Here is a 16,018-nt window from a genome sequence, read left to right as displayed (position 1 = left end):
CCATCGCGGGGTTGCCCGCGATGGCGTCAGTGCATTTTTCAGTCTTTCTTCAGCAGGCGTACTGCCAGCACATCACACGGCGCGCCGTGCAGCACATCGTTGGCGGTGGAGCCTAGCAGCAGCGCCAGGCCGTGGCGACCGTGGCTGCCGACCACGATCAGGTCGCACTTCTGATCTTTGGCCAACTGGTGGATTTCCTGGCGCGGCTGGCCGTAGACCAGGTGCGAGTCACCCCGGTTGATATCCGGGTACTTGTTGAACAGGCGATCCATGCGTTCCTTGGCCTGGTCGAACTGCTGTTGCTGCAGCTGCGACAGGTCCATCGGTACGTCGCCGCCAAAGGCCATGGCCATCGGTTCGACGATATGCACCAGCGATACCTTGGCGCCGCTCGCCGAAGCGATTGCCTTGGCGCGCTTGATCACCGGATCGCATTCTTCGGTGAGGTCGACAGCGACCAGAAGATGTTCGTAGGACATTGGAGGTGCTCCTGACAATCGCGATAGTAGAAGTATGGTCGCTTTGTGGCGGTTTACCGTGAAACCTGGCTAACCAGCTCATTTGCAACGCTTTATGGGATCTACAGATATGACGGTATGGCTGGTGGTGTCAATCCTTGCGCTGATTCTCAGCCCACTTGCCTGGCTGCGTCCATCACGCAAACAGAGCGAGCAGATGAGCCTGCGCCTGGCCGGCAGGCGCATTGGCCTGGCCATGCAGCTGGCGCCGCAGCAGTGGCCGCACTGGCTCGAGCAGCAGCCTCCAAGCCCGTGCCCACAGTACCATCGGCCGCGGCGCAAGGGCCGGGATGACTGCTGGGCGTATTGGCAGGTCAGCTCTGGGGTGTGGTGGAACAAATGGCGTGAGCCCTGCGAAGATCCGCGCCTGGCCAAGGCCTTGGCGGTGTTGCCGGGCAATGTCTACATGATTGAAGCCACCACGCAAATGGTTGCCCTGTACTGGGGCGAGCGCGGTGATGAATCTGTGTTGCAGAACATTGCGCAAACCCTCGAAGACCTCGCTTAACCCTTCGTAACGACATCGCGGGGCACCCCTGCCGATCCGCCACCCATGCTCAGGTGGCGGATCGGCAGGGTGCCCCGCGATGCGTTCTGCTGCCGCAGAAAGGCCAGGCAGGCCGGGATACTTTGCTTGCGAGAGTGACTATAGCCCGCCGCAGCCTGCTGCGCAGTTTTTGCCGGGTGCCTGGCGCAGCTTCTGCTGCCCGCCAAGGGTTTATCGCTGGCATGAATGGCTGGCGATCACTGTCATCAAGGTTGATACCTAGTCGCTACAAAATGACCGGAAAGTCGCGTTTTCACCTCCTCAGGGAGGATTTGACAACGCCGACCTTTTCGGAGAATGTGTGCGTACCCAAATCAAACGGGCGTATGAATTGAGCGTTTGTATGTTGCGCCGTTCATGCCAATCCCGACTACCGCGCTGACGGGTGTGCCTGACCAAGCCGCTGTTGTGACAGGGTTTAGCCAGCGTCCGGCGTGTACAGTTAGCTTCCATATCGTGGAGATCAGTTGATGATTTACGAAGGTAAAGCCATCACGGTTAAGGCTCTTGAAAGCGGCATCGTCGAACTGAAGTTCGACCTCAAGGGTGAGTCCGTCAACAAGTTCAACCGCCTGACCCTGGACGATCTGCGTCAGGCCGTGGCCGCCATCAAGAGCGACGCCTCGGTCAAGGGCGTCATCGTCAGCAGTGGCAAGGATGTGTTCATCGTCGGCGCCGACATCACCGAGTTTGTCGACAACTTCAAGCTGCCCGAGGCCGAGCTGGTCGCTGGCAACCTGGAAGCCAACCGCATCTTCAATGATTTCGAAGACCTCGGCGTACCTACTGTTGCTGCGATCAACGGCATCGCACTGGGTGGCGGCCTGGAAATGTGCCTGGCAGCTGATTACCGGGTGATGTCCAGCACCGCCAAGATCGGCCTGCCGGAGGTCAAACTGGGCATCTACCCAGGCTTTGGCGGTACCGTGCGCCTGCCGCGCCTGATCGGCTCGGACAATGCCATCGAGTGGATTGCCTCGGGCAAGGAAAACCGCGCCGAAGACGCCCTCAAGGTTGGCGTCGTTGATGCCGTGGTCACCCCAGAGCTGCTGCAGGCTGCAGCGCTGGACCTGATCAAGCGCGCCATCAGCGGTGAACTGGACTACAAGTCCAAGCGCCAGCCCAAGTTGGAAAAACTCAAGCTCAACGCCATCGAGCAGATGATGGCCTTCGAAACCGCTAAAGGTTTTGTTGCCGGCCAGGCCGGGCCGAACTACCCGGCGCCGGTCGAAGCGATCAAGACCATCCAGAAAGCCGCCAACTTCGGTCGTGACAAAGCGCTGGAAGTGGAAGCTGCAGGCTTTGCCAAACTGGCCAAGACGCCCGTCGCTGCCAGCCTGATCGGCTTGTTCCTGAATGACCAGGAGCTCAAGCGCAAGGCCAAGGCGCACGACCAGATCGCCAATGACGTGAAGCAGGCTGCCGTACTCGGCGCTGGCATCATGGGCGGTGGTATCGCCTATCAGTCGGCGGTCAAAGGCACCCCGATCCTGATGAAGGATATCCGCGAGGATGCCATCCAGCTGGGCCTGAACGAAGCCTCCAAGCTGCTCGGCAATCGTGTCGAGAAGGGTCGCCTGACCCCGGCGAAAATGGCCGAGGCGCTCAATGCGATTCGCCCGACCTTGTCCTACGGCGACTTCGCCAATGTCGACATCGTGGTCGAAGCTGTAGTCGAGAACCCCAAGGTCAAGCAAGCCGTTCTGGCCGAAGTCGAAGGTCAGGTCAAAGAGGACGCGATTCTCGCCTCCAACACCTCGACCATCTCCATCAACTTGTTGGCCAAGGCCCTCAAGCGTCCGGAGAACTTCGTCGGCATGCACTTCTTCAACCCGGTGCACATGATGCCGCTGGTGGAAGTGATCCGTGGCGAGAAGTCCAGCGAAGTGGCCGTGGCTACCACCGTTGCCTATGCCAAGAAAATGGGCAAGAACCCGATCGTGGTCAATGACTGCCCAGGCTTCTTGGTCAACCGCGTACTGTTCCCGTATTTCGGCGGCTTTGCTCGCCTGGTCAGCGCCGGTGTCGACTTCGTGCGCATCGACAAGGTCATGGAGAAATTCGGCTGGCCGATGGGTCCTGCGTACCTGATGGACGTGGTCGGCATCGACACCGGCCATCACGGTCGCGACGTCATGGCTGAAGGCTTCCCGGACCGCATGAAGGACGATCGCCGCACCGCCATCGATGCCTTGTACGAAGCCAAACGCCTGGGCCAGAAGAACGGCAAGGGCTTCTATGCCTACGAGACCGACAAGCGCGGCAAGCCGAAAAAGGTTGCCGACGAGAGTGTGCTCGAAGTGCTCAAACCGATTGTCTTCGAGCAGCGTGAAGTCAGCGACGAGGACATCATCAACTGGATGATGATCCCGCTGTGCCTGGAAACCGTCCGCTGCCTGGAAGACGGCATTGTCGAAACCGCAGCCGAGGCCGACATGGGCCTGGTCTACGGTATCGGCTTCCCTCCCTTCCGCGGTGGTGCATTGCGCTACATCGACTCGATCGGGGTTGCCGAGTTCGTCGCCCTGGCTGACCAGTATGCCGACCTGGGGCCGCTGTACCACCCCACCGCGAAGCTGCGCGAAATGGCCAAGACCGGCCAGCGTTTCTTCAACTGAGCGCCCAACGAGTTAGAGCGAGAGTATTGATATGAGCCTGAATCCAAGAGACGTGGTGATTGTCGACTTCGGTCGGACCCCGATGGGTCGTTCCAAGGGTGGCATGCACCGCAACACCCGCGCTGAAGACATGTCGGCGCACCTGATCAGCAAGTTGCTCGAGCGCAACGACAAGGTCGACCCGAAAGAAGTCGAGGACGTGATCTGGGGCTGCGTCAACCAGACCCTTGAGCAGGGCTGGAACATCGCCCGCATGGCCTCGCTGATGACCCAGATTCCGCACACCTCGGCGGCGCAGACCGTCAGCCGCCTGTGCGGCTCGTCGATGAGCGCACTGCACACAGCTGCCCAGGCGATCATGACCGGCAACGGTGACGTATTCGTCATCGGCGGTGTCGAACACATGGGTCACGTCAGCATGATGCACGGTGTCGATCCCAACCCGCACATGTCCTTGCACGCTGCCAAGGCCTCCGGGATGATGGGTCTGACTGCAGAGATGCTCGGCAAGATGCACGGCATCAGCCGCGAACAACAGGATGCTTTCGCCGTGCGTTCGCATCAGTTGGCGCACAAGGCCACGGTCGAGGGCAAGTTCAAGGATGAGATCATCCCGATGCAGGGCTATGACGAGAATGGCTTCATCAAGGTCTTTGACTTCGATGAAACCATTCGTCCGGAAACCACCCTCGAAGGCCTGGCCTCGCTCAAGCCTGCGTTCAACCCCAAAGGTGGTACCGTCACTGCCGGTACCTCGTCGCAGATTACCGATGGCGCTTCGTGCATGATCGTCATGTCCGGTCAGCGCGCCATGGACCTGGGCATCCAGCCGCTGGCGGTGCTTCGCTCGATGGCGGTGGCCGGTGTCGACCCGGCTATCATGGGTTACGGCCCGGTGCCTTCGACGCAGAAAGCGCTCAAGCGTGCCGGCCTGAGCATGGCCGATATCGACTTCATCGAGCTCAACGAAGCCTTCGCTGCACAGGCCCTGCCGGTGCTGAAAGATTTGAAAGTGCTCGACAAGATGAATGAGAAGGTTAACCTGCACGGCGGCGCCATTGCCCTGGGTCATCCGTTTGGTTGCTCCGGTGCGCGAATTTCCGGCACCTTGCTCAACGTCATGAAGCAGAATGGCGGTACCCTCGGCGTCGCCACCATGTGTGTCGGCCTGGGCCAAGGCATCACCACTGTCTTCGAACGCGTCTGATCGCGGCGCAAGACAGCAGCCGGGGCCATGTGCCCCGGTTTTTGTTTTTTTACAGGATTTATCACGAGGGTCAGCAACATGCACATACAGCCAGGCGTCTACCGGCATTACAAAGGGCCTGAGTATCGTGTGTTCGGCGCAGCCCGCCATTCTGAAAGCGAAGAGTGGATGGTGTTCTACCAATGCCTGTATGGTGATTACGGGCTGTGGGTGCGACCCTTGGCAATGTTTGTCGAATCGGTCGAAGTTGACGGCGAGCAGGTCCCGCGCTTTGCTCTGGTCACGGCCGAGGAGGGGCGTTTTGGCCCGTCCGAACAGGCCAGCGGTTAGTCGAGCGCGCTTGACCTGACCCTGTAGCCACTATATATAGCGGTGCCGCGTGCGGCACCTGACGCGATTTTTAATTTTCAGATTCAGGAATACACCGATCCATGGGCAAATCGCTGGTCATTGTGGAATCCCCGGCCAAGGCCAAGACCATCAACAAGTACCTGGGCAACCAGTACGTGGTGAAGTCGAGTATCGGCCACATCCGTGACCTTCCCACCAGCGGTTCGGCCAGCGCCAGTAAGGAGCCGGCGGCCAAACGTGGCAAGGCAGCTGCGGCTGAGGCACCGGTACTGACGCCGAAAGAAAAGGCTCGCCGCCAGTTGGTCTCGCGCATGGGTGTCGATCCGGACGCTGGCTGGAAAGCCAAGTACGAGATCTTGCCCGGCAAGGAAAAGGTCATCGAAGAGCTGCGCCGCCTGGCCAAAGATGCCGACACCATCTATCTCGCGACCGACTTGGACCGCGAAGGGGAGGCAATCGCCTGGCACCTGCGTGAAGCCATCGGTGGTGATGACACCCGCTACAAGCGCGTGGTGTTCAACGAGATCACCAAAAAGGCCATCCAGGAGGCGTTCTCGCAGCCAGGTGAGCTGGACATCAACCGGGTCAACGCCCAGCAGGCGCGGCGCTTTCTCGACCGTGTGGTGGGCTATATGGTCTCGCCACTGCTGTGGTCGAAGATTGCCCGTGGCCTGTCTGCCGGCCGTGTGCAGTCGGTAGCGGTCAAGCTGGTGGTCGAGCGTGAGCGCGAGATTCGTGCGTTCAACCCGGAAGAGTACTGGGAAGTACACGCCGACCTCGGCACCGCCAAGGACGCCAAGGTCCGCTTTGAAGTAGCGCGCGAGAAGGGTGAAGCCTTCAAGCCGCTCAACGAAGCCCAGGCCATGGCTGCCCTGGATCAGCTCAAGTCGTCGAGCTACACCGTCGCCAAGCGTGAAGACCGGCCGACCAGCAGCAAGCCGTCGGCGCCGTTCATCACTTCGACCCTGCAGCAAGCGGCGAGCAATCGCCTCGGCTACGGCGTGAAGAAGACCATGATGATGGCCCAGCGTCTGTACGAAGCCGGCTACATCACCTACATGCGTACCGACTCGACCAACCTCTCGGCCGATGCCGTGGAAATGGCCCGCAGCTACATCGAGCGCGAGTTCGGCAAGCAGTATCTGCCGGAAGCGCCGATCGTCTATGGCAGCAAGGCCGGCGCACAGGAGGCGCACGAAGCGATTCGTCCGTCCGATGTGGCTACCCATCCAAGCAAGCTGACTGGCATGGAACGCGATGCCGAGCGCCTGTACGAGCTGATCTGGCGCCAGTTCCTGGCCTGCCAGATGCCACCCGCGCAGTACCTGTCGACCAGCGTCACGGTCAAGGCCGGTGACTTCGAGCTGCGCGCCAAGGGCCGCATCCTCAAGTTCGACGGTTACACCCGCGTCCTGCCGCAGCAGAGCAAGCCAGGCGAAGATGACGTGCTGCCTGATATGGGCCAGGGCGAAGTGCTCAAGTTGATCAAACTTGATCCAAGCCAGCACTTCACCAAACCGCCGGCGCGCTTCACCGAGGCCAGCCTGGTCAAGGAAATGGAAAAACGCGGTATCGGTCGCCCGTCGACCTATGCAGCGATCATTTCCACCATCCAGGACCGCGGCTACGTCACCCTGCACAACCGCCGCTTCTACTCCGAGAAGATGGGCGACATCGTTACCGAGCGGTTGTCCGAGAGCTTCTCCGACCTGATGGACTACGGCTTCACCGCCGGCATGGAAGAGAACCTCGACGACGTCGCCCAGGGCGAGCGTGACTGGAAAAACGTACTCGACGAGTTCTACGGCGATTTCAGCAAGAAGCTGCAAACCGCTGAGTCTCCCGAGAACGGCATGCGCGCCAACCAGCCGACCATGACCAACATCGCCTGTAAGGAATGTGGCCGGCCGATGATGATTCGTACCGCCTCTACCGGCGTGTTCCTCGGTTGCTCGGGTTACACCCTGCCGCCGAAAGAGCGCTGCAAGGCGACCGTCAACCTGGTCCCCGGCGACGAAATCGCCGCGGACGACGAGGGGGAGTCCGAATCGCGCGTGCTGCTCGGCAAGCACCGTTGCCCGATCTGTGCCACGGCGATGGATGCCTACCTGCTGGACGAGAAGCACAAGCTGCACATCTGCGGTAACAACCCGGATTGCGTTGGCTACGAAATCGAGCAGGGCAGCTACCGGATCAAGGGCTACGAAGGTCCGAGCCTTGAGTGCGACAAGTGCGGCAGCGAAATGCAGCTCAAGACCGGCCGTTTCGGCAAGTTCTTCGGTTGCACCAACCCGGCCTGCAAAAACACTCGCAAGCTGCTCAAGAACGGCGAAGCAGCGCCACCGAAGATGGACAAGGTGGAAATGCCTGAGCTCAAGTGCGAGAAGGTCGATGACACCTACGTGCTGCGTGACGGTGCCTCGGGCTTGTTCCTGGCGGCCAGCCAGTTCCCGAAAAACCGCGAAACCCGCGCGCCACTGGTGAAAGAAATCATCCCGCACAAGGATGAGATCGATCCCAAGTACCACTTCCTCTGTGAAGCGCCTGCCAAGGATCCAGACGGTCGCCCGACCGTGATCCGCTACAGCCGCAAGACCAAGGAGCAGTACGTGCAGTCCGAAGTTGACGGCAAGCCGACCGGTTGGAAGGCGTTCTACGACGGCAAGGCCTGGAAGGTCGAAGACAAGCGCTGATCCGGCGCCGCAGCACCTGCGCGGGGCAAGCCCGCTGTTGTGTCCTCAGGGTGAGGCGCAGCAGCAGGCTTGCCCCGCGCTGCTTTTGCGCTTGCGGCTTTTGTGCTTGCGAGAGTGCCCGGCGATAGCTGAAACTTGCTGATCGCCACGCTGCCCTCAGGAGGCCAACCGCCATGGCCCAGGAACTCTATACCCGCACCAACCAGAAACTGTTCTTCGCCGGCCTCGCGCTGGAGTCCATGGCCAAGGCTGAGCAAAGCCAGGCCATGAACGCCCAGGGGCTGGTGCAGGCTGAGCGCGAAGCGGCGCAGTTTCATCTTTACGGTGCGCTGCTTGGGTTATGTCACGAAATCGCCGGCTTCTACCGCCTGCCGCAAGCGGGCGCTGCTCGCGCTGAACAGCTACTGGACGCCGAAGTGCTGGCCGGCATGGCCATCCCGGAGTTGGCCGAGCTGATCGAACTGGCAGACAATCGGCAAACCTGGCTGGCGCAGATGTTGACCGCTTATGCAGATTTGTTCCGACCACCTGTCGCGAAAAAAACCGCCAAAACTGACGTCACCCAGCCGTTGATTCAGGCCATCAACCTCGACGAGCCCGAGCAGCCTGCGCTTTCGCGGGCAGAGCTCGAGCAGTGGCGGAGCAATTTGAAAGACCTGGCCAGGCGCTTTCGTGATGCGTTGAGTGAGTGCTGAGCAGGCACTTGGCTGGTACAATGCTCGCCTTTCGTGGAGAACAGCCTTTTATGTCGACGTCCTTTCTTGAAATTGTAGAGTTGCCTGATGGCCGGATCGAGCTGCGTCGCGCCGAAGATGAAGGCTCATTGGTAACCCTGGATTTCTCCGAGGACGCCAAGGTGTTTTTGCAGGGCCAACACGTCGAAGTGGCCAAGGCCATGCTCAGCGTCGGCGTGCAAATGGCTGGCAAGCTGGTGGAAGGCGAGTTGGAGCGTGACGAAGGGCCGCGCGTTCTGCACTGAGTAGTGCCAGACCCCTGCACGATCACGATGAGAGCAGGCGAAGCCTGAACATCAGCCGAGGCGGATGTTCAGGCTTTGTGCGTTTCCGACCGTGGCGGCGCGGATCAGCTGCTGACGCAGGGTGACATTGAGGCTACCCAGCCAGCTGACTACGGTATGGCTGTGGCCCATGCGCAGGGCTTCGCAGGTGAGCTGCAAGGCGCTTTTGTTGCTGCTGGGGTGCAGCAGCAGAATGCGCTCGCGGTTGAGCCCGGCATCGCGCAGCCAGGCCTGGGTCAGGCTGGTCGGCGGGGCGATCAGCGTCAGCCAGCGCGCATCCACTTCTTCGCTCAGGTCGCGCAGTACCGGCGCCAGCAGGCTTTGGCAATGTCCCGGCGCACCGCGCAGGGCCAGTTCGCTGAACCGCTCGGGGTCGCTGTTTTTTTGCCGTGCCTGGGCGCTGGCCTTGAGGCCAGGCAGCACCGGTTCGGCCAGAAACGCTTCGAATAATGGCAACTGAATTGACTGCGGTATGTGGATTGCTTGCTGCATGACGCCTCCTGGATCAGCGACGAATGACGCCGACGCTCAAGCCCTCGATCACCAAGTCCTGTTGCTTGAGGTCGACTTCGATCGGGGCAAATTCGGGGTTCTCGGCCATCAACCAGACCTTGTTGCCTTCACGCTTGAAGCGCTTGACGGTGACTTCGTCGCCAATGCGTGCGACCACGATCTGGCCATTGCGTGCTTCGCGGCAGGTATGCACGGCCAGCAGGTCGCCGTCGAAGATACCGACGTCCTTCATGCTCATGCCGTGTACGCGCAGCAAGTAGTCAGCGGGCGGGTGAAAGAAGGTCGGGTTGATGTTGCACGACTGCTCGATATGCTGTTCAGCCAGGATCGGCGCACCGGCAGCGACGCGGCCAATGATCGGCAAACCGCTCTCTTCGGCCTTGGCTTCGTGGCCAGGGATGCGGATGCCGCGGGACGCGCCCGGAGTCATCTCGATTGCGCCTTTGCGCGCCAGGGCCTTGAGGTGTTCTTCAGCGGCGTTGGGCGACTTGAAGCCCAGCTCCTGGGCGATCTCCGCGCGGGTCGGCGGATAGCCGTTGTCGTCGAGGCAGCGTTTGATGAAAGCCAGGATTTCGGCTTGGCGTGGCGTCAGTTTCAACATGGCGATCGCTCTGTCTTTTTATACAGTGACTGGGATTATATACAGTAGAAGGCTGGCTGCAAGCATCTTGCCGCAGAAGATGCTCGGGCTGACGCACGGCGTGGCCTGCAGCTCTGTACGCGAGGCTGTGTTTTAATGGCGACCGGTGAGTCAGCCAACCTTGACAGATAGAAGCCTGAAACGTATGTTTCAAACAACTGTTTGTCAGGCCCCCACCCCGGAGTAGCGAGTAGTCATGGCCCAATCGGAAACCGTTGAACGCATTCTCGATGCTGCCGAGCAGCTATTCGCGGAAAGGGGGTTCGCGGAAACCTCGTTGCGCCTGATCACCAGCAAGGCTGGCGTCAACCTCGCAGCGGTGAACTACCACTTCGGCTCGAAAAAGGCGCTGATCCAGGCGGTCTTCTCGCGCTTCCTCGGGCCGTTCTGCGCAAGCCTTGAGCGTGAACTCGAGCGCCGCCAGGGCCGCCCGGAACTCAAGCCGAGCCTTGAAGAGCTGCTGGAGATGCTCGTTGAGCAAGCGCTGGTGGTGCAGCCGCGCAGCAATAATGACCTGTCGATCTTCATGCGCCTGCTCGGCCTGGCGTTCAGCCAGAGCCAGGGCCACCTGCGCCGCTACCTTGAAGACATGTACGGCAAGGTGTTCCGCCGCTACATGCTGCTGGTCAATGATGCCGCGCCGCGTATCCCGCCGATCGAGTTGTTCTGGCGGGTGCACTTCATGCTTGGCGCGGCGGCGTTCAGCATGTCCGGGATCAAGGCCTTGCGCGCTATCGCCGAAACCGACTTTGGTATCAACACCTCGATCGAGCAGGTCATGCGCCTGATGGTGCCGTTCCTCGCAGCCGGTATGCGTGCCGACAGCGGCGTCACCGACCAGGCCATGGCTGCCGCGCAACTGCGCCCGCGCAGCAAGACCAGCCCTGCTGGCACGCCGGCCAAAGCCTGAGCCGGCACTGGCGCGCGGGCACAGGCTTCGCAGATAATTCACTGCACGACATTCCCTGAAGGACTTTTCATGACTGCCAGCCTGCAAGGCTCCCTGATGATCGACATCGCCGGTACCTGGCTGACTGCCGAGGACCGGCAGTTGCTGCGCCAGCCTGAAGTAGCTGGCCTGATCATCTTCGCCCGCAATATCGACAGCCCGCGCCAGGTGCGTGAGTTGTGTGCGTCGATCCGGGCGATCCGGCCTGACCTGATTCTGGCTGTCGATCAGGAGGGCGGGCGCGTGCAGCGCTTGCGTCAGGGCTTTGTGCGCCTGCCGGCTATGCGCGCTATAGCCGACAACCGCAATGCCGAGTACCTGGCCGAGCAATGTGGCTGGTTGATGGCCACTGAAGTGCTGGCGGTCGGTCTGGACCTGAGCTTTGCGCCGGTGCTCGACCTTGATCATCAGCGCAGCGCAGTGGTTGGCAGCCGCGCCTTCGAAGGCGATCCGGAGCGGGCCACGCAACTGGCCGGCGCGTTCATCCGCGGCATGAACTCAGCCGGCATGGCTGCGTGCGGCAAACACTTCCCGGGACATGGTTGGGCCGAGGCCGACTCGCACGTGGCCATCCCCACCGACGAGCGCAGCCTCGAGCAGTTGCGCCAGGCTGACCTGGTGCCGTTCACCCGCCTGCGCGGTCAGTTGGCTGCGGTCATGCCCGCGCATGTGATCTACCCGCAGATCGACAATCAGCCTGCTGGCTTCTCGCGCCGCTGGTTGCAGGACATTCTGCGTGGCGAGCTGGGCTTTACCGGGGTTATCTTCAGTGACGACCTGTCGATGGCCGGTGCGCATGTGGTCGGCGATGCCGCCAACCGGATCGAAGCGGCCTTGAGCGCCGGCTGTGACATGGGCCTGGTGTGTAATGACCGGGCCGCGGCAGAGCTGGCTTTGAGTGCAGCGCAGCGGCTCAAGGTCAAGCCTTCGCCACGGGTTGCCGGCATGCGCGGGCAAGGTTTTGCCAGCACCGAGTATCGCCAGCAGCCACGCTGGCTGGAGGCGCTTGGCGCTTTGAAAGAAGCACAGTTGATCGACTGAACAAATGCCGAGCTGACCTAGGTGACAGGTCAGCCCGGCTCACCTAACGGCTGCGCTTGCCCGGCAGCGGCGCGAACAGCGCTTCAATCTCTTCATCACCCAGACGCCACTGGCCGCTATGGCTGCCATCGAGCAGGTCGGCGGCGAGTGCTGCCTTCTCTTGCTGCAGCAACTGAATCTTCTCTTCGACGGTACCGCGAGTGATCAGCTTGTAGACGAACACTGGTTTGTCCTGGCCGATCCGGTAGGCACGGTCGGTCGCCTGGTTTTCGCTTGCCGGGTTCCACCATGGGTCATAGTGGATCACCGTATCCGCGGCGGTCAGGTTGAGCCCGGTGCCGCCGGCCTTGAGGCTGATCAGAAACACTTCGCTGTCACCCTGCTGGAACTGCTGCACCGGTGCGCGCCGATCGCGAGTGTCGCCGGTCAGCAGGCTGTAGCGGATATCACGCTTGATCAGCTCCTGCTCGATCAGCGCCAGCATCGAGGTGAACTGGGAAAACAACAGGACCCGGCGGCCTTCGCTGAGTAACTCTTCGAGCATCTGCAGCAGGCTGCCCAGCTTGCCCTTGTCGGCTTGATTACCCTTGCTCTCGACACTCTTGACCAGGCGCAGGTCGCAGCACACCTGGCGCAGCTTCAGCAGGGCATCGAGAATCACGATCTGGCTGCGTGCTGCGCCGTTACGGGCAAGTTCGTCGCGGACCTTCTTGTCCATCGCCACCCGCACCGCCTCGTAGGTGTCGCGCTGGGCGTCGCTGAGCTCGACCCAGTGCACCATCTCGGTCTTGGCTGGCAGCTCCTTGGCCACCTGCTCTTTGGTACGACGCAGCAGGAACGGGCGAATGCGCCCAGCCAGGTGGGCCAGGCGGTCCTGATCGCCGTGGCGCTCGATGGGGGTGCGGTATTCCTGATTGAAGCGTTTGCTGTCGCCCAGCCAGCCGGGCATGAGGAAGTGAAACAGCGACCAGAGCTCGCCGAGGTTGTTTTCCATCGGCGTACCTGTCAGGCACAGGCGCTGGCCTGCCTGCAGCTCGCCGACGGCGACGGCGGCCTTGCTGGTGCTGGTCTTGATGTTCTGCGCTTCATCCAGCACCAGCGTGTGCCAGTGCTGCCCGCGCAGCTGCTCTATATCGCGCGGCACCAGCGCGTAGGTGGTCAGGACTAGGTCGTATTGGTCAAGGCTGGCGAAGTGCTTGCTGCGCGCCGGCCCATGCAGGGCCAGCACGCGCAGGTCGGGGGCAAAGCGCTGAGCTTCGTCGATCCAGTTGGGGATCAAGCTGGTCGGCATCACCGCCAAGGCTGGCTGCAGCAGGCGGCCATGTTGTTTCTCCAGCAGCAGATGGGCGAGGGTCTGCAGAGTCTTGCCCAGGCCCATGTCGTCGCCCAGAATCCCGCCCGTGCCGATCTCGCGCAACGCCTGCAGCCAGTTCAAGCCCTGTTGCTGGTACGGGCGTAGGGTGGCGTTGAGCGCGAGCGGCGGCTCGACCTGGATATCCCGTGCATCGCGCAGGCGCCGGCCGAGGCCGCGCACGTGCTCGCCGCCTTCCCACAGCAGCGGCATGTGTTCCATGTCGCTCAGGCGCGCGGCATCGGCGCGGTCCAGGCGCAGCGCCGGGCCGCCTGCATGTTCATGCAGGTACAGCTCGCCGAGGGTCGCCATCACGGCCTTGATCCGGCCATAGGGCAGGGCAACGCGCAGCGGCGGGCTATCGAGGCGGCCGCGGTTGAGGTCCAGCAGCAAGTGCTCATCGTCACCGCGCCGGGCCAGTTCGCTGGGGCGCAGCATTTCCGGATTGCTGCGCAGCAGTTGCAGCACGATCGGCAGCAGGCTGTGACGCTGGCCATCGACAACGATGCCCAGCTCAAGGTCGAACCATTCGTGGCCAGGCGCTTCGTCGACGCTGGCGTACCAGTCTTCGACCTCCTGCAAGTTGAAGGCAAAGTCGCGGTGCACATCGATGTGCCAGCCGGCCTCACGCAGGCGCGGCAAGCCGTCGCGGGCAAATGTCAGCCACGCTTCGTCGTCGGCAAGCTGATGCATGTCGCCGGCACTGTCGGGCAACGCTTTGCTTTGCCGGGTGGCCAGCTTGAAGCCCAGCTCGCGCAGGGTCTTGCGCATGGCTTGCTCGGCCTGTGGCTGACGGCGGATGCGCTGGCTGGTGGCGCCAACCAGGCGGGTCAGGGGCTTATCGTCGTTACCGATTGCCAGCACGCCGTCGTAGTCGAACGCCAGCGCGGCGCGGTGTTGCATCTGCCGCTGCATGCGCCCGGTCTTGGGCGTGTAAGCGCTGAACTCGAGGCTGCCCAGGGTCAGGCGCGGGGTCGGCTGGATATCTTCGAGCAACTGCTGCTTGACCTGGGTCGGGGTCGGCACTTGATGGTTGAGGGCGTTGAGCTTGTGACTCAGCGGCACTACCAGATGCTCGGGTACCGGTGGTGCCAGTGACAGTTGCAGGGCAATATGCGGGTCGAGTGAGTGGCTGACACGGCCAATTTCACCGGCGCGTACATCCAGCCAGAACAGCGGCGCCAGTGCCAGCACGAACAGCTTCTCCTCGCCGCTGAACCAGCTGCCGCAATAGGTGGCGTCGCTCTGGCGCACCCAGCGGAACTCGGCCTCGCGCTCCGGGCCCTGGCGCAGCAGTGGTCGGTCGTCGCTGTACAGGACGCGGCCGGTGTCCAGTGCGCGCTGCAGCAATTCGCCGCCTTCCTGGCCTTTGAGTGCGTAGCCGCGGTCCTGGCCGTAAGGGATGTTCTGTCCATTCAACTGGCGCAGGATGCGCAGGTCTTCAGCTGTGACGAAGCGCGGCGTGTCATACAAAAAGTCATACAGCGACTGCACCCGGCTGAAGCGCAGGCCACGCTCATCGTCGGTGCCTTTGCGCACGCGCAGGCTGCAGCTGCGGTCTTCATGGAGCACCAGCTGATAGCAGACCATCCGCCCGCGTTTGTCATCTGCGCCGAGGCTGACGGTGGCCGGTTGCTGCATCCCTTGCAGCCAGTGCTGTAGATGATGGGGCAGGGCGTCGCTTTCAGCCGGCGCGCTGCTGTCGAGCAGGGCGAACAGCACCGCAGCACAGTGCTTGCAGTTCTCTCTGACCGGGCACGAACAGTGGCCGCGCACATGGCACTGGCCAGCTGCCGCAGTGATGAAAATGCGCTGGGTATAGATGCCGCTGCCGCTACCGCGACAGGTGGCTTCAATCCGCGTGTCGTCATGGTCGAGGATCTGTACCCGGTCTTCTTCGGCGTAGCGCTGGCCGCGTTGCAAAACCGCAGCGGAGAAGGCGCGTTTCCAGCTGATGTTGCTGCGCACCAAGGCGACTGCGTCGGAAGTCACGGTGTCACTGCTCCATCATCTCCGGAGTCATCTCCGGCAGTTTGCGCGCGCCGACAGGTGCGACCTTGAGCAGAAGTGCCAGGTGGCCACCGTCGAGGAAGGTCAGCTGGCCGCTTTTCATGTTGCGATTGCTCTGCTGGAAGTGCTCGCTGCGCAGCACGTTACCGTTGCCATCGAGCTGGTTGACCCAGAAGCTCGCCTGCACGGCGATGAAGCGGCCGTCGGCCAGGCTCAGGTTGCCCTCGATCGGGAAGTGACCGAACTGCTCCTCGCCAGCGCCCAGAGCAATGCTGCTGGGCTCGCTGCCGAGCTGTTGCTGCCAGGCCTTGTGCAGCAGCACGGTGTAGCTCGGCGTGGCCTCGAGGCGGGTCGCTTCGTCGGTCAGCACCGGTGGCCGTTCGGCTTCCTTGCTCAAGCGCGGCGCGCCGGCGCGCCAGTCTTCCGGGGCGAACTGGCTGGTCACCGCCGGCACATCGTTTTGCCGCACCAGTAGCATTTCCACCTGATACAAGCCATCAGCAAACGCCGTCGGCGCACACAGCGTCAACAGCAAGGTCAGGCAACGAATGGCACGCATGTA

General features: G+C 61.9%; 14 protein-coding genes. 9 read left to right on the top strand and 5 right to left on the bottom strand.

Features of this window, described 5'->3' with window-relative positions:
• Window positions 1-38 precede the first annotated feature (38 nt).
• Window positions 39-479 (bottom strand): universal stress protein, encoded by a 441-nt coding sequence (locus K3F44_RS11690; RefSeq protein ID WP_101321214.1) that lies wholly within the window; start codon window positions 477-479, stop codon window positions 39-41.
• A 109-nt stretch (window positions 480-588) separates the two neighbouring features.
• On the opposite strand from K3F44_RS11690, the gene K3F44_RS11685 reads away from it, so the two are divergent.
• The 7 genes from K3F44_RS11685 to K3F44_RS11655 all read left to right on the top strand — a co-directional run bounded on the left by K3F44_RS11685 (window position 589) and on the right by K3F44_RS11655 (window position 8,913).
• On the top strand, window positions 589-1,026 hold the full coding sequence (locus K3F44_RS11685) for a hypothetical protein (RefSeq protein ID WP_220634073.1): 438 nt from the start codon (window positions 589-591) through the stop codon (window positions 1,024-1,026).
• Between the two features lie 509 nt (window positions 1,027-1,535).
• Window positions 1,536-3,683: a fatty acid oxidation complex subunit alpha FadB gene (fadB, locus tag K3F44_RS11680; RefSeq protein ID WP_220634072.1), complete on the top strand. Its 2,148-nt coding sequence runs from the start codon at window positions 1,536-1,538 to the stop codon at window positions 3,681-3,683.
• Between the two features lie 31 nt (window positions 3,684-3,714).
• On the top strand, window positions 3,715-4,890 hold the full coding sequence (gene fadA / locus K3F44_RS11675; RefSeq protein WP_220634071.1) for an acetyl-CoA C-acyltransferase FadA: 1,176 nt from the start codon (window positions 3,715-3,717) through the stop codon (window positions 4,888-4,890).
• A 78-nt stretch (window positions 4,891-4,968) separates the two neighbouring features.
• Window positions 4,969-5,220 (top strand): DUF1653 domain-containing protein, encoded by a 252-nt coding sequence (locus K3F44_RS11670; RefSeq protein WP_101321206.1) that lies wholly within the window; start codon window positions 4,969-4,971, stop codon window positions 5,218-5,220.
• A gap of 101 nt (window positions 5,221-5,321) precedes the next feature.
• Entirely contained in the window at window positions 5,322-7,934 is a 2,613-nt protein-coding gene (gene topA / locus K3F44_RS11665; RefSeq protein ID WP_150570742.1) for a type I DNA topoisomerase, read from the top strand.
• Window positions 7,935-8,107: 173 nt separating this feature from the next.
• On the top strand, window positions 8,108-8,629 hold the full coding sequence (locus K3F44_RS11660; protein WP_101321202.1) for a DUF6586 family protein: 522 nt from the start codon (window positions 8,108-8,110) through the stop codon (window positions 8,627-8,629).
• A gap of 50 nt (window positions 8,630-8,679) precedes the next feature.
• A complete protein-coding gene (locus tag K3F44_RS11655) occupies window positions 8,680-8,913 on the top strand; it encodes a hypothetical protein (RefSeq protein WP_101321200.1) in 234 nt (77 codons plus the stop codon).
• A gap of 51 nt (window positions 8,914-8,964) precedes the next feature.
• Here the strand turns inward: K3F44_RS11655 and sulA are convergent, their stop codons facing one another.
• Entirely contained in the window at window positions 8,965-9,444 is a 480-nt protein-coding gene (gene sulA / locus K3F44_RS11650) for an SOS-induced cell division inhibitor SulA (protein WP_220634070.1), read from the bottom strand.
• A gap of 13 nt (window positions 9,445-9,457) precedes the next feature.
• Complete coding sequence (gene lexA / locus K3F44_RS11645; RefSeq protein WP_101321195.1) at window positions 9,458-10,066, bottom strand: transcriptional repressor LexA; 609 nt, start codon at window positions 10,064-10,066, stop codon at window positions 9,458-9,460.
• A gap of 235 nt (window positions 10,067-10,301) precedes the next feature.
• Here lexA and K3F44_RS11640 point away from each other — a divergent pair, with 235 nt between their 5' ends.
• Window positions 10,302-11,015: a TetR/AcrR family transcriptional regulator gene (locus tag K3F44_RS11640; RefSeq protein ID WP_101321193.1), complete on the top strand. Its 714-nt coding sequence runs from the start codon at window positions 10,302-10,304 to the stop codon at window positions 11,013-11,015.
• An 81-nt stretch (window positions 11,016-11,096) separates the two neighbouring features.
• Complete coding sequence (gene nagZ / locus K3F44_RS11635; RefSeq protein WP_220634181.1) at window positions 11,097-12,095, top strand: beta-N-acetylhexosaminidase; 999 nt, start codon at window positions 11,097-11,099, stop codon at window positions 12,093-12,095.
• A gap of 43 nt (window positions 12,096-12,138) precedes the next feature.
• Here the strand turns inward: nagZ and K3F44_RS11630 are convergent, their stop codons facing one another.
• Both K3F44_RS11630 and K3F44_RS11625 read right to left on the bottom strand, forming a co-directional pair.
• Window positions 12,139-15,438 (bottom strand): DEAD/DEAH box helicase, encoded by a 3,300-nt coding sequence (locus K3F44_RS11630; RefSeq protein WP_220634069.1) that lies wholly within the window; start codon window positions 15,436-15,438, stop codon window positions 12,139-12,141.
• 4 nt (window positions 15,439-15,442) lie between these two features.
• Window positions 15,443-16,015, bottom strand: a complete 573-nt coding sequence (locus K3F44_RS11625; RefSeq protein ID WP_103438022.1) for a CsiV family protein — start codon at window positions 16,013-16,015, stop codon at window positions 15,443-15,445.
• Window positions 16,016-16,018: the final 3 nt, after the last annotated feature.

It is taken from the genome of Pseudomonas sp. S07E 245 (assembly GCF_019599025.1).
GTDB classification, from domain to species: domain Bacteria; phylum Pseudomonadota; class Gammaproteobacteria; order Pseudomonadales; family Pseudomonadaceae; genus Aquipseudomonas; species Aquipseudomonas shirazensis.
This window is presented reverse-complemented; position numbering and strand designations above follow the sequence as displayed.

What these genes read in the sequence shown, in the direction of transcription:
- K3F44_RS11690 (WP_101321214.1), bottom strand. Translation starts at nt 479, where the DNA reads ATGTCCTACGAACATCTTCTGGTCGCTGTCGACCTCACCGAAGAATGC.
- K3F44_RS11685 (WP_220634073.1), top strand. Translation starts at nt 589, where the DNA reads ATGACGGTATGGCTGGTGGTGTCAATCCTTGCGCTGATTCTCAGCCCA.
- fadB (WP_220634072.1), top strand. Translation starts at nt 1,536, where the DNA reads ATGATTTACGAAGGTAAAGCCATCACGGTTAAGGCTCTTGAAAGCGGC.
- fadA (WP_220634071.1), top strand. Translation starts at nt 3,715, where the DNA reads ATGAGCCTGAATCCAAGAGACGTGGTGATTGTCGACTTCGGTCGGACC.
- K3F44_RS11670 (WP_101321206.1), top strand. Translation starts at nt 4,969, where the DNA reads ATGCACATACAGCCAGGCGTCTACCGGCATTACAAAGGGCCTGAGTAT.
- topA (WP_150570742.1), top strand. Translation starts at nt 5,322, where the DNA reads ATGGGCAAATCGCTGGTCATTGTGGAATCCCCGGCCAAGGCCAAGACC.
- K3F44_RS11660 (WP_101321202.1), top strand. Translation starts at nt 8,108, where the DNA reads ATGGCCCAGGAACTCTATACCCGCACCAACCAGAAACTGTTCTTCGCC.
- K3F44_RS11655 (WP_101321200.1), top strand. Translation starts at nt 8,680, where the DNA reads ATGTCGACGTCCTTTCTTGAAATTGTAGAGTTGCCTGATGGCCGGATC.
- sulA (WP_220634070.1), bottom strand. Translation starts at nt 9,444, where the DNA reads ATGCAGCAAGCAATCCACATACCGCAGTCAATTCAGTTGCCATTATTC.
- lexA (WP_101321195.1), bottom strand. Translation starts at nt 10,066, where the DNA reads ATGTTGAAACTGACGCCACGCCAAGCCGAAATCCTGGCTTTCATCAAA.
- K3F44_RS11640 (WP_101321193.1), top strand. Translation starts at nt 10,302, where the DNA reads ATGGCCCAATCGGAAACCGTTGAACGCATTCTCGATGCTGCCGAGCAG.
- K3F44_RS11625 (WP_103438022.1), bottom strand. Translation starts at nt 16,015, where the DNA reads ATGCGTGCCATTCGTTGCCTGACCTTGCTGTTGACGCTGTGTGCGCCG.